Annotated in this window: 13 protein-coding genes; 5 read left to right on the plus strand and 8 right to left on the minus strand. The window is 62.4% G+C overall.

Annotation, left to right across the window (positions count from 1 at the left end; translation table 11 throughout):
* Positions 1-274 precede the first annotated feature (274 nt).
* Genes F455_RS0103435 through F455_RS0103445 form a run of 3 tightly spaced genes read left to right on the plus strand, consistent with a single transcriptional unit; the run spans position 275 to position 4,268 of the window.
* Positions 275-730: a (2Fe-2S)-binding protein gene (locus F455_RS0103435; RefSeq protein WP_281167372.1), complete on the plus strand. Its 456-nt coding sequence runs from the start codon at positions 275-277 to the stop codon at positions 728-730.
* Positions 727-2,922 carry a xanthine dehydrogenase family protein molybdopterin-binding subunit gene (locus F455_RS0103440; RefSeq protein WP_018971868.1) on the plus strand — a complete coding sequence of 732 codons (2,196 nt, stop codon included), beginning with the start codon at positions 727-729 and terminating at the stop codon, positions 2,920-2,922. Before F455_RS0103435 ends, F455_RS0103440 begins: the two co-directional genes overlap by 4 nt.
* On the plus strand, positions 2,913-4,268 hold the full coding sequence (locus F455_RS0103445) for a c-type cytochrome (protein ID WP_245539933.1): 1,356 nt from the start codon (positions 2,913-2,915) through the stop codon (positions 4,266-4,268). Before F455_RS0103440 ends, F455_RS0103445 begins: the two co-directional genes overlap by 10 nt.
* Before the next feature lie 323 nt (positions 4,269-4,591).
* On the opposite strand, the gene F455_RS0103450 is transcribed toward F455_RS0103445, so the two are convergent.
* Positions 4,592-5,206: a TetR/AcrR family transcriptional regulator gene (locus F455_RS0103450; RefSeq protein WP_020684043.1), complete on the minus strand. Its 615-nt coding sequence runs from the start codon at positions 5,204-5,206 to the stop codon at positions 4,592-4,594.
* 108 nt (positions 5,207-5,314) lie between these two features.
* On the opposite strand from F455_RS0103450, the gene F455_RS0103455 reads away from it, so the two are divergent.
* Positions 5,315-6,736: a coniferyl aldehyde dehydrogenase gene (locus F455_RS0103455; protein ID WP_018971871.1), complete on the plus strand. Its 1,422-nt coding sequence runs from the start codon at positions 5,315-5,317 to the stop codon at positions 6,734-6,736.
* A gap of 943 nt (positions 6,737-7,679) precedes the next feature.
* A complete protein-coding gene (locus F455_RS21570) occupies positions 7,680-7,952 on the plus strand; it encodes a hypothetical protein (protein WP_157578396.1) in 273 nt (90 codons plus the stop codon).
* 233 nt (positions 7,953-8,185) lie between these two features.
* On the opposite strand, the gene F455_RS0103470 is transcribed toward F455_RS21570, so the two are convergent.
* The 7 genes from F455_RS0103470 to adh all read right to left on the minus strand — a co-directional run bounded on the left by F455_RS0103470 (position 8,186) and on the right by adh (position 19,460).
* Complete coding sequence (locus tag F455_RS0103470; RefSeq protein ID WP_018971874.1) at positions 8,186-10,744, minus strand: TonB-dependent receptor; 2,559 nt, start codon at positions 10,742-10,744, stop codon at positions 8,186-8,188.
* Positions 10,745-10,909: 165 nt separating this feature from the next.
* Positions 10,910-13,060, minus strand: a complete 2,151-nt coding sequence (locus F455_RS0103475) for a TonB-dependent receptor family protein (protein ID WP_018971875.1) — start codon at positions 13,058-13,060, stop codon at positions 10,910-10,912.
* Positions 13,061-13,182: 122 nt separating this feature from the next.
* On the minus strand, positions 13,183-13,569 hold the full coding sequence (locus F455_RS0103480) for a DUF779 domain-containing protein (protein WP_018971876.1): 387 nt from the start codon (positions 13,567-13,569) through the stop codon (positions 13,183-13,185).
* Between the two features lie 70 nt (positions 13,570-13,639).
* The gene (locus F455_RS0103485; protein WP_018971877.1) at positions 13,640-14,893 is read right to left on the minus strand and encodes a c-type cytochrome; all 1,254 of its coding nucleotides are present in this window, start codon (positions 14,891-14,893) and stop codon (positions 13,640-13,642) included.
* Positions 14,877-16,592 (minus strand): PQQ-dependent dehydrogenase, methanol/ethanol family, encoded by a 1,716-nt coding sequence (locus F455_RS0103490; protein ID WP_018971878.1) that lies wholly within the window; start codon positions 16,590-16,592, stop codon positions 14,877-14,879. Before F455_RS0103490 ends, F455_RS0103485 begins: the two co-directional genes overlap by 17 nt.
* Positions 16,593-16,614: 22 nt before the next feature.
* On the minus strand, positions 16,615-17,754 hold the full coding sequence (locus F455_RS0103495) for a porin (RefSeq protein ID WP_018971879.1): 1,140 nt from the start codon (positions 17,752-17,754) through the stop codon (positions 16,615-16,617).
* A 185-nt stretch (positions 17,755-17,939) separates the two neighbouring features.
* Complete coding sequence (gene adh, locus F455_RS0103500) at positions 17,940-19,460, minus strand: aldehyde dehydrogenase (RefSeq protein ID WP_018971880.1); 1,521 nt, start codon at positions 19,458-19,460, stop codon at positions 17,940-17,942.
* Positions 19,461-19,674 lie beyond the last annotated feature (214 nt).

A 19,674-nucleotide genomic window follows, 5' to 3' on the forward strand; every position in this document is an offset into this window, starting at 1 on the left:
GGATCCAGATTTGTGCCATGGCCTGATGATTAGTCAATCAGGTTCGTGACATTCAGCTCGGCGCCCGGGACGCGTCATCCGACCACCACCCGCGCCATGGAATGGGGGGACATTGCGGCGTATGATCTTTGAACCACGGCGGAGCGAGTCGTCACCTTCTAAGTTCCGCCCAAGCTGACTATTCGAGCGACCACATCGATGTGACCGCGACGCGAGATAAGTAAAGTAACAACACAACGAGTCGGCAAAGGAGTTTCAAATGTCGCAACGACAGTTGAAGATCAACGGCGAAGACAAGACAGTCGACGTTCCGGACAACATGCCCCTCTTATGGGTGTTGCGCGATGTGCTCGGCATGACCGGCACCAAATACGGCTGCGGCATCGCTCAATGCGGTGCTTGCACCGTACATCTCGACGGACGCGCCATCCGCTCCTGTCAGATGCCAGTTAGCGCCGTTGGGAGCCGCGCGATCACGACGATCGAAGGCATTGGCAAAACTCCGACCGGTGCAAGGATTCAGAAGGCATGGCTCGACGAGGAAGTCGTGCAGTGCGGTTATTGCCAGAGTGGGCAGATCATGTCGGCGAGCGCACTGCTCGCCACAACGCCAAAGCCCGATGACGCCGACATCAATGCTGCGATGGCTGGCAACATCTGCCGTTGCGGGACCTATGTGCGTATCCGCGCCGCGATCAAACGCGCGGCCGAAGGGGAGCAGCCGACATGAACGCGACGTTCAAGGACTCAATCGCCGAACCTTCGCGGCGCGCTTTCATTAAAGGCGGAGTGGCGGGCGGATTTCTGCTCGCCTTCCACGTGCCCGTGTTCGGCGGTATCAACGAGCCGAATCAGCCAGCCGACGATACGAACGGCAAGTTCGCACCGAATGCTTTCATCCGCATCGACAAAGCCGGCAAGACCACTCTGGTCATGCCGCAGGTCGAAATGGGGCAAGGCGTCTACACATCGGTCGCGATGATTCTCGCCGAGGAACTCGACGCCGACTATTCGCAAGTCACGCTCGAGCATGCGCCGCCGAATGACAAGGCATACGGCAACCCGACATTCGGCATCCAGGTGACGGGCAACTCGAATTCGATTCGCGCGTTCTGGAAGCCGCTACGCACCGCCGGCGCCAGCGCCCGCGCGATGCTGATCCAGGCGGCAGCGAAACAGTGGAAGGTAGATCCCTCGGGCTGCGCCGCGAGTGACGGCAAGGTTACGCACGGCGCGAGCAATCGCACGCTCTCGTACGCCGCGCTGGCGGATGCCGCATCGAAAGAGACACCGCCGAAAGACCCGCCGCTCAAGGACCCGAAGCAGTTCAAGTTGATCGGCAAGCCGCAGAAGCGGTTCGACACGCCGAGCAAGGTGGACGGTTCGGCGGTGTACGGTATCGACGCGATGTTACCCGGAATGAAGTTCGCGACAATCATGGCTTCGCCGGTGTTCGGCGGCAAAGTGAGCAAGGTTGACGACACCGCAGCGAAGCAGATTCCGGGCATGCAACTGGTGATCGCGCTCGACGACATGGTAGCGGTGATCGGCGATCATTTCTGGGCTGCGAAGTCCGGGCTCGATGCGCTCAAGATCACATGGGATCACGGCCCGAATGCTACCGTGAGCAATGACGCGATCTGGAAGCACCTGCGCGATGAGAGTGCGAAAGATGGCGTCATCGCCAAGTCAGTAGGTGACGTGAAGAAAGCGTTCGAGTCGGGCGAGAAATTTCACGCCGTTTACGAACTGCCGTTCCTCGCGCACGCGACGATGGAGCCGATGAACTGCACCGTGCAGCTCAAGCCGGACGGCGGTTGTGAGATCTGGTTAGGCACGCAGGTGATATCGCGAGTGCAGCAGACTGTCGCAAAGCTGCTCGGCGTGTCCGACGACAAGGTCATCGTGCACAATCATTTAATCGGCGGCGGCTTCGGCCGTCGCCTCGAACCAGATATGGCGCTCAAGGCCGTGCGCGTGGCGCAGCGTCTGAACGGCGAACCGGTAAAGGTGGTCTGGTCGCGCGAGGAGGACATGCGGCAGGATGTCTATCGTCCCGTCTATCGCGACGAGATTTCCGCGACAGTGAGCGACGGCAAGATCGCCGGCTGGAGATACAAGATTTCCGGCTCATCGGTCATCGCGCGCTGGCTTCCACCGGCGTTTCAGAAGGGCATCGACATCGACTCCATAGATTGCGCGGTCGATCAGCCCTACGATTTTCCGAATTTGGAAGTGCAATACATGCGTGTCGAGCCGCCGGCGGTGCCGACCGGTTTCTGGCGCGGCGTCGGTCCGAACAACAATGTGTTCGCTATCGAATGCTTTATCGACGAGGTGGCGAAGAAACTCAACAAGGATCCGATCGCGTTCCGCAAGAGCATGCTCGACAAAGGCCCGCGTTTCAAAGCCGTGCTCGATCTGGTCGCGCAGAAATCCGCCTGGGGCCAGCCACTCGGCAAACGCGTCGGACGCGGCGTATGCCTGCAGCCGGCTTTCGGCAGCTTCATCGCCACGGTGATCGAAGCAGAAGTCGATGAGCAGGGCGAGGTGTTGTTGCGCAAGGTCAACTGCGCTGTGGACGCGGGGATCGTCGTCAATCCAGATACCGTCGTCGCGCAGTTGCAGGGGGGCATCATTTTCGGATTGACAGCGGCGCTGTACGGCGAAGTCACCATCGACGGCGGCCGCGTGCAGCAATCCAATTTTCACAATTATCGAATGCTGCGCATCGATCAGATTCCATCGATCGACGTGCATATCGTACATAGCGGCGAGGCACCCGGTGGCATCGGTGAGACGGGTGCGACGGCTGGGCCGCCGGCGCTGCGCAATGCGATTTTCGCGGCCACCGGTATTCCCTTGCGACGATTGCCGATCGACCTCGACGTGCTCGCCGGGAGGAAGCAACCATGGGTATGACGCAGCGTGGCCGCGTTTTGCGCGTTCTCCTCATCGTCGTCGCAGTGCTGTTGGTGGCCGGTACAGCCTTTGCGATCTATTTACGCGGGCCGGGTCCGACCGATTTTGCAGGTGGTCAGAAGGTCGCACTGGCCGAGTATAAGGATACAAATCCGACATCGATTCCGGCATCGAAGAAAAGCGCCGATCCGATTCAGCGTGGCAAGTACCTAGCGGAAGCAGCCGACTGCCTGGTCTGCCACACCACACCCGACGGTCAGCAATACGCGGGCGGCTTTGCGTTCACGCTGCCGTTTGGAACGATCTACTCGACCAACATCACACCCGACAAGGAAACCGGCATTGGCAACTACACCGATCAGGATTTCCTCGCCGCCGTGCATCGCGGCGTGCGCAAGGATGGTGCATGGATGTATCCGGCGATGCCGTTTACGTCGTACACGTATATGACCGACGAAGACGCGCTCGCGATCAAGGCCTACCTCTTCAGTCTCACGCCCGTGCGTGCGCCGGCACGCGCGAACACACTCACGTTCCCATTCAACCAGCGCTGGGCGATCGGCCTGTGGTCGGCGGTTTTCAACCCGAACAAGCGCTTTCAGCCGGATAGTTCGAAATCGGCGGAGTGGAATCGCGGCGCATATCTATCCGAAGCGCTTGCGCACTGTGGTGAATGCCACACGCCGCGGAACATCGGATTCGCACTAAACAATCGAAAGAAGTTCGGTGGCGGGAATGCCGGCGGCTGGCTTGCCTACAACATCAGCGCCGACAAAGGCAGCGGCATCGGCAATTGGAGCGACGACGACGTCGCCGCCTATATCGGTCATGGTCACGCAAACAATCACGGCAGTGCGTCGGGCCCGATGGGCGAGGCGGTGTCGGAGAGTTTGAGTCGCCTAGAGCCCGAGGACCTCAGGGCGATTGTTGCCTACGTGCGCAGCGTACCGGCCACGAGTTCCGACCTGCCTGCGCAGCTTGCACCACCCGCCCCGCGTTCGCACAGGGAGGGTTTCGCGGCGAACGCACGCGGCAAGCAGGTGTTCGAAGGTGCCTGCATGAGCTGCCACAACTGGGATGGCGTGGCTGATATCTCGCCCTATGCAACGCTCACGGGCTCGCGCGCGGTCAACGACCCGAGCGGCATCAACGTGGCGCAAATCGTGATCACCGGATCGGCGTCATGGAGCGAGAACGGTTCGCTGAACATGCCCGCGTTTGGCCAGACGTATTCGAACGAGGAAATCGCCGAGGTTGCGAATTACGTTACGGCGCGCTTTGGCACCCAGGGATCGTCGCTCACCGAACGGGATGTGGCGAGCTTGCGCCGTCAGTCAGCACAGTAGATAAGAGCCGTTCGCGGACCGAGTTAAGTCCGGTGGCGCCTGTATTGCGGACCAATCGAGGCCATTGGAGGCAAGATTGAAGCCGCTTCGAATCAGCGATTGAAACGGCCTCTGGTACTGCAGCCGCACTGCAGTCAAACGCGTGCTCGCCGGCGCTCGCGACGCTTTCGCTGCGAGCAGCACCCTTATCCCGCAATCGTCTGTTGCGAAGATTCTATTTGGCCTTTGTTGACTACTCCCATCGGCGAAGAGTCCCAGGGTCCAGACCAACACGTGCTATTGCCATCGAATTGCGTGAACTGGAGGTAGGCAGCTTGGAATAATTAGGGCACCTCTACGCCTTCGAGCAGCGTCGCCAGTGCCGCTTCGACAGGTGCATTGCCGACTTTCTCAGGCAATAGCAGGCCATCGATTGTCAAAAACGTCAGGCCATGTACTAGTGACCAGCACGCCGCTGCCAGCCCTGGCGCGGGCTTTCGCCGAAATACACCTTCTCGCTGCCCACGCTGGAGTACCTCCAACAGCACGCCCATCGCATTCAAAGCTCGGTCGCCTGCATGCACTCCCACGATCCGACTCGTTTCGGCACTGAACATCAATCTGTACAGCGCCGGATGATCGGCGCCGAACTGAATGTAGGCGACGGCCGCGCTCAGCAACGCCTTGCGTACCGAGCGCGGATGGGCGGCGACGGCCGCGCCCAGCACCTCACGTAATTGATCGAAGCCGCGCATCGCCAGTTCGGCCAGCAGACTCGCTCGATCCGGGAAGTGCTTGTAGGGCGCGGCGTGGCTTACGCCCGCACGGCGCGCAACTTCCCGTAAGGTGAATTGCCAGCCCTGATCCTCCGCCAACATCGCCTGGGCGGTTTCGAGAATGACTCGTCGAAGATCACCGTGATGGTAGGCCGCTCGGCCCTGAACGCTCTTTTCTTGCATAGATGAACGAAGCCCTTGGGGAGATTTTGAGTGGATGTTGACACAAGAAACATTGGGGTGTAAATTCCCCTTCGATGTTTCTGCTGTCTACTTTATAAGGACCGAACCATGAACGCACTCACCTCCTTTGTGGTGTCCCCACTGACCGATCGCCTGACGCGCCAGCGGCAGGCGTTTCTCACCGAAGGCGCGCCCTCGCTTCAGCAGCGACGCGCAAATCTGTCCAAACTCAAGCGCTCAATCGTCGCTCGCAAGGCCGAGATCGAGGCCGCCCTGAAGGCTGACTTCGGTCATCGCTCAACCCACGAGACCGCCATCATGGAAATGATGACGGTCGTGCAAGGCATCAATTATCTCAACCATAACCTGCGCCGTTGGATGCGTCCGACTCGGCGGCATGTCGCCATGCATTTTCAGCCGGCTCGCAGCTACATCGTCTACCAGCCCCTGGGCGTGATCGGCATCATGGCACCGTGGAACTATCCGTTGGCGCTGGCATTGATGCCTCTGGCGACCGCGCTGGCGGCCGGCAACCGCGCGATGATCAAGCCGTCCGAGTTCACGCCAGCGACCAGTGCGTTGCTGCAAATCATCCTGGCTGAGCTGTTCGCCCCCGAGCAGGTGGCCGTGATTCAGGGCGAAGCGGCCGTCGGCGCAGAGTTTGCGGCCTTGCCGTTCGACCATCTTGTATTCACCGGCAGCACACCCATCGGCCGCGCGGTGATGAAAGCAGCGGCCGAGAACCTCGTGCCGGTGACGCTGGAGTTGGGCGGTAAATCGCCGGTCGTCATCGAACGGGGCCATGGCGCTGCGTCCGCCGCAAGCATTGCCTACGGAAAATTGGCGAACGCCGGACAGACCTGCGTCGCACCGGATTACGTGTTGCTACATGAGAGCGATGCCGAGCCGTTCCTCGCCGCGTTCGATGTCGCAGCTAAGCGGCTCTATCCCAACGGCCCGCTCAGTGACGACTACACGTCTATCGTCAACCAGCGTCACTACCAGCGACTCGTGGCGCTGCTCGATGATGCCCGTGTCAATGGCGCGCGGATCATTGAAATGGGCCACCGTCCGCAGGACGCAGGCACGCGTCCTCACACCCTCGCGCCCACGGTCGTCCTCGGCGTCACTGACGACATGCGAATCATGCAGGAGGAAATCTTCGGCCCGCTATTGCCCGTGCGAACGTACGCCAATATCGATCAGGCCATCGGCTACATCAATGCCCATCCACGTCCGCTCGCGCTCTACTACTTCGGTCCCACTGGGCGCAGCCGCGACAAGGTCTTGACCCAGACGACCTCCGGTAACGTCACTATCAACAACACGATAATGCACTACGCTCAAGATGATCTACCTTTTGGCGGTGTGGGGCCGAGTGGCATGGGTGCCTACCATGGCGTCGAAGGCTTCCGTGCGCTCAGCCACGCCAAGGGCGTGCTCATCCAAAGTCGGCGCAATCTCGGCAACCTGCTGCAGCCACCGTTCGGCTGGATGGCTAATCTGATTTTAAAAACCATGCTGCGGTAGCCATCGAATTCTCGGATGAAGACATCATCGGATGTACTCCCGTGGCACTCCGTGCCGAAATCTACTTAGCCTCAAGGAGGCAACACTATGCTCACCCAAACAAAAGTCTCATTCGGAATTGCAAAGTTGACCGGCATATTGCTAGCCGGCGTATTTTTCTCCGCGCCAGTCCTCGCCGAGGATACTGATTCGACCGAGACCGCTCGGTGCATGCTCTGCAGCAGCGCCAAGTGTTCGTCCACAGCGTCGGGGGCCATCAGCGGCGATCTCTCGAAGGTTCGTGACTCCTCTGCGAGTTCACCGGATCCTATGGTCGTAGTCCAACGGATGATCCTCGGGACCGCGGCCAGCTCGCGTTCTCGCGTTGTACATGTGGCCACTCGCGCTGACGAAAGCTATCGCGCGCGTTCTTGGGATCCGATGCTGATAGCCCGCAAGATGATCCTGGGCGACTCCCGCTGACTTAAGCACCCATGCGACTCTTAAGCAGGGAGCGGTCGATCGTTCGCCGAATACGTGTTCTACGCTGCAATCCTCGACAACACCGACCTGTCGATTGCCTCGCCAATGCTGAGCTGCCTCTATATCTTTGAAGAACTGAGGAAAGGTTGCCCTGATTGAAGTATTCCAGGTTGAATGTGCTCGGGTGGCCGGACCAGGTGGTCACGACGCCGGACCATTCAGCCAAAATGTCCGGTATACGCAGACGGCGCACTGGGGGTCCACAATTGGCCAATATTTATCACAAAGAAACTGCCTCTCTAGTTTTCACACAGCCTCGGTCGAAAGCAGACGTGCAGTATTTTGAGGTGGCCATGGGTGGAGTATGTTGGGTGACCGTCTGGGGTTTGCCGGGAAATCGATCGGCACGGGCCTGATTGCGCGGCGGTTTCCTCGCTGCGGAGGTATCCCTCGGCAATGCCCAATGGTAAAGAAGATCCCGATGTACGACCAATCCAAGCCATCCGGATTGATCCAGTTCGCACGAGTCGATGCGTGCTCCGCCATCATCGACGTCTACCCAGGCGACGGCTTTGGACCAGACTCTTCTCTGGTCTGCAGCTTCGTGCCGGCCGAAGTCGCCACCCAACCAGCGGATGTCCTGTGGTTGCAACCGTTCTACCACGATTTCCACAACGCGCTGATCCAGGCCGGGGGCGCGAGCGACGCCCAGTCGCTGCATCGGATTGAGCCTGGTCCGTTCGCGAGGGGGTAGAGGCGGGGGGCTTCGTATTGGAAGCGGAGAGCACCATGCTCGCGAACACGGACGATCTACATGGATCAAGGTGTTCGATCCCTCGATCAAGGGCGAGACCGATCACTTTGCCTTCTGTTTTTAGAAGCCGGTGAGTTGAGCGCCGGCGTTATTCCAGCTTTGTGCTCAATCTGAGGTCATCAGTCGGCCGCATAGCTGTCGTTCGCGAGCGGCAGCTTCGGGTCGGAAGCGGATCAGAAGCTGTAACGCACCCCACCCCAGATCAACCGCGGCGCACCCGGCGCAAAAAACGTCGTGCGTGGGACGGGATAGTTTCCGTCGCCCGGCGCGTTCGCCACGGCGGGAAACGGGCGCGCGACGAAGTGGCCGTCGGCATCGAAGCCCTGTGCGCCGAGCTGCGCTGCGGTGGCGTATTTGCGATTGAGCAAATTGTCGATCTGGGCGAAGAAGGTCAGCTTCGGCGTGGGTTTGTAGTTGAGACCGAAATCGAACACGCCGTAGCCGGCGGTCTTGCCGGGGCCGAGATAGTAGGTGCCGTCGGGCTGGTGCGCGTTGTTCTCGTTGCCGCGCGCGTACGCACCGTCCGTCGCGCGGAAGTCGAGGTTCAACGACAGCGTCTCGCCGAAGTCGTAGCCGACGAAAGCCTTGAAGGTCTGCTTCGGCACGAGCGGCAGGCGGTCGCCGGGCGTGACTGTGATCGTACCGCCACCAAGCCCGCGGAATGCGGGATCTTCGAGCGCTAAACTGTTCGTGCTGTTGCCGTCGCCGGGAAACAGCCCGCTCGCCTCGTAGGTCGCATTGATCCAGGAATAATTCGCGCCGAAGCTCAGCGCATCGACGCGACTGTCGAAGCTGAGATCGATGCCTTCGCGCCGCGTCTTCGGGAAATTCTGGAAGAAGCCGGCGCCGGTCGCATCGGGCGCGGCGACGAAGAGGATGTCGTTCTTGTTCTCGGCGCGATACACGCTTGCGTTCCAGTGCGTGGCATCGCCGAGCGTGCCGCGCAGTCCTGCCTCGAGCGTGCGCGTGACGACCTGCTTGAGCGGCGGATCGCCGGCCATCGCGTTCGGCAGGCGGCAGGGATTCTCCTCGTTCGCGCAGCCGAGTTCGATCGCCGACGGCGCGCGGTTGCCTTCGTTGTAGCCGACGTAGGCGTTGAAGTTCGCGTTCGGCGTCCAGGTCAGGCCGACCGCTGGATTGAAGCGCTGGTAGACATCGTGGCCGTTGAGCGAGTCGATGCCGCCTTCGGGATTGAGCAGGTCGCGCGTCGTTGTGGACTCGCGGTTGTAGCGGCCGGAAACGACCACGGCCCACGTCTCTGCGAAGCTCAGCGTGTCGGTGAAGAATGCGCTCCAGGTGTGCGCGCGGCTTTTCAGGTTCACGCGCGAGTCGAACGCGTTTTCAGAGTCCTGCGTGCCGTCGACGTAGGCGCCGGGGCCGTCGACGAGCACGACGTTGCGCTCCGGCGTGAGATAACCGAAGCGCGCGGACTGGGTGTAGCCGATGCGGTTCGCGTCGTAGGCGGCACCGACGATGAAGTCGTTGTGCTTGCCGCCGAAATCCTCGCTCCAGTTCAGCTGCAGGCCGAAGCCGAAGTTCTTCTGCCGTGCCTGCGTGAGCGTGTCGAGGCCGTTGCACTTCTCGTTCGGCTCGGAGTTGAGCAGGATGTTCGCGATGCAGCGCCATTGTGGATACGGCGTATTCGCTGCATTCGCGCCGCTGGTCGGAAAACCGCTGTAACCGGCCGCGAGCAGGGCTGCCTGTTCCGCTGCGCTCGGCTGGTAGACCGACTCGCCGATCGCATCGTCGTTGATGTCGCCGTTGTGCGTATGCGTGTCGATCTTGCGCAAGTAGACGTTGCCGGCCAGCGACAGCGCGTCGCTGAAGCGATGGTGGCCTTCGAGATTGAGATAGTGCGATTCGTTCTGCGTGCGGTCGGGCGTATACGAGCTGGCATAGTCGCGCGCCATCAAGTGCATCTCCTGCAGGCCGTTGCCGGTGAGCAGATCCTTGACGTAGGCGTAGCTCAGGTCGAGGTCGTCATCGTCGCCGTGCCAACCGACCTTGCCGAACAACTGGCCCTGGTCGCTCGGCGAATGTTCGCGCCAACCGCCATCGGTGAAATAGTGGGCATTGAGGTACCAGTCGAACGCGCCTTCGGCGCCGCCGGTCTGCAAGTCGGCGCTGCCGCGCGCGTGCGCGCCGTAGCTCATCTCCACGGTCGTGCCGGGATCGCTGCGACCGCTCTTGGTTTCGATCGACAGCGCGCCGCCGAGCGTGTTGAGACCGAACAGCGGATTCGATCCCGGCATCAGCGTGATGCCTTCGATCGCGTTGCGCGGGATCAGGTCCCAACTGACCACGTCGCCGAACGGCTGGTTGAGGCGCACGCCGTCCATGTACACCGACAGGCCTTGCGGCGTGCCGAGCAGAGGCGAGGCCGTGTAGCCGCGAAAATTCACGTCGGGCTGCAGCGGATTGCCGGCGACCTCGTTGAACGTGAGGCCGGCGAACTTGCGGTTGAGGAATTCGGTCAGGTCGTTCGCATTGCTTTCGCGCAGCTCGTCCGCCGAGGCGGTCTGGACGGGTGCGGCGATCTTGTCGAGCGATTCGCCGCCGCCGTTGAGCGGCGTCACTTCGATGGTGTCGAATTTGACGACTGGCGGTTTCGTGGCCGCATCGCTGTCGGCGTTGCTGTCATCGCTGGCGACGACGTTGCCGATCACGGCCAGCAGCGTCGTGGCCAACACGGCGCGCGGCAACCGGCGCTTCGCAGGAATCGTATGCCTCATTCAACTAATCCGATGTATTCCGGTCACGATGGTTCCTCGATGCGGCGCCAATCGCGATCGCGGAGGTCTAGTCGCTTGCGCAGCGAAACCCTGGCGAGTCTGCCAGCGCACCGCCGGAAAAATTCCCGACGTGCACAAGTGTGTCGTCATTGACACAGCCGCAGATCAGCGCTTCCACGTGACGTGCACGCCGGCGAATACGGAGCATCCCGGCGCCGGCTCGAAGTAGCGACCGTTGCTCTCGTTGACGATGACCGATCCGGCGTAATTCTTGTCGAACAGGTTCTGCACGCGCAGGAAGGTGGAAACGGTCGTCGACGCGGTCTCGAACACATAACCGGTACCGAGCGACAGCGTGCCGTAGCCCGGCGCATATTGGGTGTTGAGGTCGTTGACCGGCGTCGCGCTCGCGGCGTTCGCCTCGATCGTCGCGTTCCAGCCAAGTGCCTCGCCCCAGCGCAGCGCGGCGTAGAGGTTCGAGCGCGGCACGCCCGGGATGCGTGCGCCCGCGGCGACGGGTGTGTTCGGTTTCGTGCAGGTCGACGCGGCCGGGCAGGTGAGGAACGGCGAGAGGAATTTCGCGTCGAGATACGTGTAGGCCAGTTGCGCATGCCAGCGCGCCGCGAGCGGCAGGTCGAGCTTGAACTCCGCGCCGCGCCGGCGCGCGCGGTCGACGTTCTGGTAGGTCGTGCGGCCGCCGCTCGACGTGGCCACGGCGATCTCGTTGCGCGTGTCTGCGTTGAACACGGCGACATCGAATTCGCCGCCGCTCTCAAAGTGCCACTTCGAGCCGACTTCGCCATTGCGGCTGCGCGCAGGCACGAGGCCGAAGTTGATGCCGGCGCTGCCGTCGGGTCGATAGCCGAGTTCGTTGAACGTCGGCGTCTCGAAGCCGCGCCCGTACGAGGCGTAGAGATGCCACTGCTCGTTGGCGCGGTAGAGCAGGCCCGCGACCGGTGTCGTCGCCGAATAGTCCGCGCGGCCGCTGTCGTTGCCATTGCCCGGCACGATGTAGTTGTCGTCGGCGGAGAATTTCACTTCGCTGTGGCGCAGGCCGGCGCTGGCAAGCCAGTTGTCGGCGAAGCTCCATGTCGCCTGTGCGTACTCATCGAAGTTGGAAACGAGATTCTGCTCGTCGCGGCGCAACGCGCCTTTCACGCCGAGCGTGCTGCCGAGATAGTTGTTGTAGCCTTGGCGATGCTGGTCCTGGCGATCGTAGCTGACGCCAACCGCGAGATCGAACGGCCGCTCGGCCAGGACACTGTTGTACGTCCAGCGCGCGTCGCCGCCGCCGTAGTCGCCGCCGAGTTCGATTACGCCGCCCGGACTCGTCGCCGCTTTCTGCGTCGCCACCGGGATCGACTGGAATTGCTCGACGTCGCGGTGGCCGAGGTAGCCGAGCACGCGCAGGCTTTGCGTGTCGCTCAACGGCTGCTCGTAGATCGCACCACCCTGCTGCTGGTGCACGCTCTTGCGCGTGTCGAACAGCGCAGCACTTGCCACCGCCTGGCGCGGGTCGGTTTCGAACTGCGCGCGCGTCAGACCGAGCGCATCGTCGGCGTTCGGCAGCGCGACCGTGTTCGCGAGCAGGGTGAGCTTGCGTCCCGCGCCGAGGTCGAACGTGAACTTGGCGTTGCCATTGCTGCGTTCGGCGTAGCCGTGGCCGCGGTAGCCGTCGGTGTGAAACTGCGACAGGTCCACGTTGTAGCCGACGATGCCTTCACGCCCGCGCGCATTCGCGCCGAGGCGCAGCGTGCCGTAGCTGCCGCCGGTCGCATCGAAACGCCATTCGGGACGATCGCTGCCGTCGGCGGTGAAGATCTGAATCACGCCGCCGGATGAGTTTCCGTACAGCGCCGAGAACGGTCCGCGCAGCACCTCGATGCGTTCGGCCGCGCCGAGCGGGAAGTTCGAGACTTGGCCCTGGCCGTCGGGCATCGTTGCCGGAATGCCGTCGACGTAGAGGTGCACACCGCGCACGCCGAAGGTCGAGCGCGCACCGAAGCCGCGGATCGAGATCTGTTCGTCTTGCGCATAGTTCTGTCGATCGCGTGTGAGTAGTCCCGGAACGCCTTGCAGGAATTCGGACGGATTGACGCCGAGCGAGTCGCCCGGCGCAACCTTGACCGAGTCGATCGCGCCGGGCACATCGAACGCGGAATGCTCGCTGCGCGTCGCCGTAACGACGATGTCGGGCAGGACCGGCTTGGGCTGCGCATCCGTTGCGTCCGCATCGGCCGCATGCGCGACGCGGAGCGGACCGAGCGCGATGCAAATGGGCAGTGCGGCGACGAGAAATGGAAAAGGCTTCAGCACAAATATCCCCGGGGCGTTGGCGCTATGACGCGCCTTCGCAACGAATGGTATCGGTCGCGTCGCGATTCGCGTCTAGTGATTTTCTTGATTTTTCGATTTCGAGCGGTGCGGCGGAATTCGCCTCAATCGACTTTTCCTTGCGCGCGCAGGGCATCGAACTCCGCATCGCTGAACAACCGCGAGCGCACGAGGAAACGCACGCCGCGGCCGTTCTCGAGCGAGAACATGCCGCCTTGGCCGGCCACGACGTCGATAATCAATTGGGTGTGCTTCCAATATTCGAACTGCGGTTTGCTGATGTAGAACGGCAGGCCGCCGATGTCGCCGAGGCGCACGTCGCTGTCATCGCCGACGAGGAACTCACTGCGCGGATAACACATCGGCGAGGACCCGTCGCAGCAGCCGCCCGACTGGTGGAACAGCAAGTCAGTACCATATTCGGCACACAATTCGCCGATCAGCGCGACTGCCGCCGGTGTCGCCGTCACTTGCAGCGGTAGCTCGGCCATGATTGCCTCCTCGTTGCGGCGGAAGCGCGCCGACCCATGCGGCCGGCGCGCCGTCGGGCCGTTGCCGTTCCTATTCGCCGTAGTAGCGGATCGGAACGCGCGATTTGATCGCCTCGTCGTAGCTCAACTCTTTGCTTCCGGACGGATAGCCGTTCTGCTTGAGCAGGTACGCCATGATGTCGACGTTCTGCTCGTCGGTGAGGCTGCCCGGTTTCTGTGCCGGCATCAGCTTGGCGACGAAGCGGAAGATCTCGTCGACGTGGAAGTCGTAGCTCGGGTCGGCAAAATCCTTGCCCTTCAACGCCGGGCCAGGGTAGCCGCCACGCTGTCCGTCCAGCAGCGGGCCGTGGCACATGCTGCAGTTCTGGAAGTAGGCTGTCGTGCCCTTGGCCGCCTGTTCCTCGGTATACAGCGCCGGTGGTTTTGCCTTCGCGCTCTTCGACCTAGCGACTTTCGCCGCGGCCTTCGGTTTCTCGTCGCCGCAGCGCTGCGCCGTCGCGGGAGGTCGCAGTCCGAGCGTGTGTCGCGCGATCGAAGCCTGCGGCGTGCGCGCCGTGGCGGCCAGATACGGCTTGACCAGGGCGTCGAGCTTCACTCCGCGCAGCGCGTCAAGTCCCTTCGCGAAAACCGCGGCGGCATCCTTCGACGCTGGCGCGTACAACGCGACGAGATTCCACTGCATGTGCGCTCCGGGCAGAAGTTGCGAACGCAGGCCGGCAGCGTGATGCTCATTCTCATAGGCTTGCAGGAACGACAGCCAGGTCAGCCCGGCCGCGATCTTGCCCCTGGCCACGTCGGCGAGCATGTCGGCATCGTTGCGGTAGACGTGCATGACGATGTTCGGGTGGCTGCTGAACAGCATGCCCGCCCAGGTGTCGAGCTGGGCGATGCCGACTTCGCTGCCCTGACGCAGTTCGGCCAGCGACTTCGTCGGCGCTTTGCTGCGCTGGACCATGACGAAGCCGGTGCCGGCATAAGCTGGCGTCGCCTCGACGCGTGGTGGCAAGTGCGGATCGTTGACGTCGACCGGAAAGCCCATGATGAGCGCGCACTCGTTTTCGGCGAGACGGGCGAACTTGGCGATCGGGAAGCCGTCGTCTTCTTCCTTGCCGTGGCCGACGAACGCGACCGGTTCCATCGCATAGCCTTGCGTCGCCAGCGCTTCGCGCGCGATGCGCGTGTCGGTCGCCGAGGTCGGGTTGGCCGAATCGATGCACACCTTGATCGTCGTTGCCGCGTCGGCGCGGTGCGTGAGCACCGCGCCGAGCGCGAACGTTGCGGCGATCGCGAGACGCGCCGCGGTTCTGTCAGAGCGAGAAGACATACAGGTGTCCGCCCTTCGGGATCGCCTTGACCGCCGGGTCGTTGGCCATCTGGCCGCCCCAGATCGGGCTCGCGCCACCCCAGCCGGCCCAGACGGCGATGTACTGCTTGCCACCGACTTTGTAGGTCGTCGGCACGCCGATGATGCCCGAGGTGAGCTGGTCGCTCTTCCACAGCACCTTGCCGGTCTTCGAGTCAAAGGCATGCAGATAACCATCCGAACTGCCGCTGATCACGAGGCCGCCGCCGGTCGCGAGCATCGGTCCGTTCCATGGCAATGCCGTGTCGAACTTCCACACCTGCTTGCCGGTGTTAAGGTCGAGTGCCTGCACGGTGCCCCAGTTGTTGTTCGCCGGGTCGTGCTTGACCTCGAAACTGGCATCGAGGAACGCGAGGCCGGCTTTGTATGCGACCGGTTCGCTGCCCTTGATGTCCATACAGGCGTTGAGCGTCGGGATGAACACCAGATGCTGGGTCGGATCGATCGCGGTCGGCCACCAGTTCTTGCCGCCAAGGAAGCTCGGGCAGGCGAAGACCTGCTTGTCGACAGTTGGACGCAGGTCGGCGGCTGTCTGGTTCACGCCGTCCTTCAAGCCGGTCACGGTGTTGGTGTGGACGAACGGCTCGGCATAGATCGGCTTTCCGGTCGTGCGATCGAGCGCGTAGTAATAGCCGTTGCGATCGGCGTGGACCAAGGCTTTGTAATTCTTGCCCTCGTAGGTGATGTCGGTCAGGATCGGCTCGTTCGTGCCGTCATAGTCCCAGGTGTCGTTTTCGGTCCACTGGTAGTACCACTTGATCTTGCCGGTCGCGGGGTTCAGCGCGAGGACCGAATCCGTGTACAGGTTCTTGCCCGGACGCAGTGTCGCCAGCCACGGGCCCGGGTTGCCGACGGTCCAGAACAGCGTGTCGGTCTCGGTGTCGTACGAGCCCGGCAGCCACGGATTGCCGCCGCCGGTCTGGTACGCGCCCTTCGGCCACGTATCGCCGCCCGGCTCGCCCGGCGCGGCAGTCGTGTGCGTCTGCCAGAGGATCTTGCCGGTCTTGGCATCGAGCGCCGAGATGAAGCCGCGTGCGCCGTACTCGCCGCCGCCGGTGCCGACGATGACCTTGCCCTTGACGATGAGCGGTGCCGACGTCATGAAATAGCCGACGCCAGGATCCCACAGCTTGGTGCTCCACTTCTCCTTGCCGGTCTTCGCGTCGAGCGCGATGACGTGATTGTCGAGCGTCTCGAGGTAGACATTGTTCTCGTACAGCGCCGCGCCGCGGTTGACGACATCGCAGCACACGGTCTTCAGCGCCTTCTCGTTGATCTTGGCAACGTACTTCCACAACTCCTTGCCGGTCGCCGCGTCGAACGCGACGACGTGATCCATCGGCGTCGTTACGATCATGACGTCGCCGTTGACCAGTGGGGCACCTTCGTGGCCCTGAGTCAGGTCGCTCTTGTAATCCCAGGCGACCTTGAGCTTGCTGACGTTGGTTGCATTGATTTCGCCGTGCGGCGAGTAGCCCGACGCCGTGTAGTCGTGCCGGTACATCAGCCAGCCGTCGTCCTTGGCCGCGTTGACGAGACGTGCGTCGGTCACGGCCTGGTAGTCCGCGGCCAGCGCCTGTGTGCTTCCTGTGCCGAGCACGGTGAAGCCGAGTGCGCATGCGCTGAACAGTCGGTTCGCTTTGATTCGATGGAAAGTCATGAGTTTTTCCTTGGTTCGATGATCAGAAGAAAATGATTCCGCCGAGCGAGCCGCCGAACATCTTCGCGGTATTGCCCAGGTAGTCCTTCGAGCGCGTGTCGCCTATTTCGCCGGCGAGCGTGATGCTCTTGGTCAGGCCGTAGTAGAGGCCGGCGGTGACGTTGGTGTTCGACTTGAACGAGCCGTTGAGCGCGACGTTGGTCGCGTTGTCGTCCTTGTTGCGGCTCTCGCCGTAGTTGAGGCCGAACTTGAGCTTGTCGGTGACCTTGTAGGTGCCTTGGATCAGATAGTTGCGACCCTTGACCGGTCCCTGGTCGCCATCGGTCAGAATGCCGATGCCCTTGCCTTCCTGATAATTGGCGAGGAAGCCGAACGGACCGTTGGCATACGACACGCCGATTTCGCCCGCCGTCTCGGCGAAGCCGCCGGTACCGGCGCCGGCGTCGGCGAAGTGCTGCATCTTCGCGCCGATCCAGGCCTTGAAGCCGTTGCCCGACCAGGCCAGTTGCGCCTGGTATTGCGGCCCTGCCTGCGAGGCGTACAAGCCGCTGTCGACCGGACTGACGAGAGCACCAGTGAAAGTGAAGCCACTGCCAAGCACGGGCGAGGTGTAGGTCATCTGGCCATAGGTGCCGAGGTAGGTGTAACCGGCACCGATGTGGCCGAGGGTGACGCGACCGCGTTGCGTCGCTTGCACCGGCGCACCGGCACCGAGCAAGGTCATGTCGCTCAAGATCGCATTCGCGCCGAACACGCCGTAGTCGCGGCCGATCTTGAGCGTGCCCGCTTCCGCCGTGCCGATCGTGAAGAACGCCTGGCGCACATCGACGGCGCTGTTCGCGGCGATGCCGGAATCGGTGGCCGCGTGCACCATGATGCCGATCGTGCCGCCGATGTCGAGGCCATCCTGGCTGGTCTTGAACTTGGTGATGAGCCCGCTCGGCAGCAGGCCGTTGCCGATTGAGGTCTTGCTGCTTTCGCCGCTGCAGCCGAGCCCTCGCCCGGCGAGTGCCGGACCGCCGACCGCGTCGCCCGAGCAGCTCACCGTCGTCGCATAAGCATTGACGATGCCGCCGACGTCGACGGTCCAGTCTCCCGACACGATCTCGACCGCGCCGGCTTGCCCCGCGGCCAACGCAGCAGCGATGGCCGCTGCCGTCAACAGTCGCTGCTGCGACCGTCTGGATTGCTTCAATGGAATTGCGTGCACGTTTCCTCCCAAACAGTGGTTGATGGAAAAACTACTTCGCGGCAGCCGCGCAGCGCCTCGTTGCCGTTACGCGGCCGCACACATCCCCAGCGCGGGCCGGAGCCCGCGCGTTCCTGCGTCTGCCTACGTGATGCGGACTAGAAGAATCCGAGCTTCTTCGGCGAGTAACTGACCAGCATGTTTTTGGTCTGCTGGTAGTGGTCGAGCATCATCTTGTGCGTCTCGCGACCGATGCCGGACTGCTTGTAGCCTCCGAACGCCGCGTGTGCCGGATAGGCGTGATAGCAGTTCGTCCACACGCGACCGGCCTGGATCTCGCGACCGAAGCGGTAGCAGCGATTCGCCTCGCGGCTCCACACGCCGGCGCCTAGTCCGTACAGCGTGTCGTTGGCGATGTGCAGCGCTTCCTCTTCGTCCTTGAACGTCGTTACCGAGACGACCGGGCCGAAGATCTCCTCCTGGAAGATGCGCATCTTGTTGGTGCCGGCGAACACGGTCGGCTTGACGTAGTAGCCGTCCTTGAGTTCGCCGCCGAGCACGTTGCGCTCGCCGCCGGTGAGCACCTTCGCGCCTTCCTGCTTGCCGATGTCGATGTAGGAGAGAATCTTGGCGAGCTGCTCGCTCGAGGCTTGCGCGCCGATCATCGTCGTCGGATCGAGCGGGTTGCCCGCCTTGATCGCATTGACGCGCTTGATCGCGCGCTCCATGAACTTGTCGTAGATCGATTCGTGGATCAGCGCGCGGCTCGGGCAGGTGCACACCTCGCCCTGGTTCAACGCGAACATGACGAAGCCCTCGATCGCCTTGTCGAAGAAATCGTCGTCGCGCGAGGCGACGTCGTCGAAGAAGATGTTCGGCGACTTGCCGCCGAGTTCGAGCGTTACCGGAATCAGGTTCTGCGAGGCATACTGCATGATCAGGCGCCCGGTCGTGGTCTCGCCGGTGAACGCGATCTTGGCGATGCGCGGCGAGGAGGCGAGCGGCTTGCCTGCTTCGAGGCCGAAGCCGTTGACGATGTTGAGCACGCCCGGCGGCAGCAGGTCGCCGATCAGTTCGGCCCAGACGAGGATGCCGACCGGGGTTTGTTCTGCAGGCTTGAGCACGACGCAGTTGCCGGCGGCGAGCGCGGGCGCGAGCTTCCACGCCGCCATCAGCAACGGGAAGTTCCACGGAATGATCTGGCCGACGACGCCGAGCGGCTCGTGAAACTGGTAGGCGACGGTGTCGTGGTCGATCTCGCCGATCGAACCTTCCTGCGCGCGGATGCAACCGGCGAAATAGCGGAAGTGATCGATCGCGAGCGGAATGTCGGCGGCGCGTGTCTCACGCAGGGGTTTGCCGTTGTCCCAGGTTTCCGCATGCGCGAGCAGGTCGAGATTCTGCTCCATGCGGTCGGCGATGCGGTTGAGGATGTTCGCGCGCTCGGCCGGCGCGGCTCGACCCCACGCGGTCTTCGCCTTGTGCGCTGCGTCGAGCGCGAGTTCGATGTCGTCCTTGTCCGAGCGCGCCACTTCGCAAAACGCCTGGCCGGTGATCGGCGTGATGTTTTCGAAATAGCGGCCGGCGACCGGCTTGATCCATTTGCCGCCGATGAAGTTGTCGTAGCGGGCCTTGAACGGAACTTGTACCGCGAGATGTTGCTGTTCGAGTTTGGTCATGACACTGAGGCTCCGGGTTGATGGGCGCCTACCTAGAGCACGCAGCGTGCCAATCCGCTGTACTGCCGTGGTGCAACATCGTAAAAACACTTGCCCGCAAATGCCCACCTCAGTGCATTGCTGCGCTGCGCAATACCTGGCATTTGGTCTGTATTGCAATCGTTGAAAATTTGTGTCCAGACTTGAAACAGTTGCTCAAAACGACTGTCGCAAA

It is taken from the genome of Rudaea cellulosilytica DSM 22992 (genome assembly GCF_000378125.1).
Lineage (GTDB): Bacteria > Pseudomonadota > Gammaproteobacteria > Xanthomonadales > Rhodanobacteraceae > Rudaea > Rudaea cellulosilytica.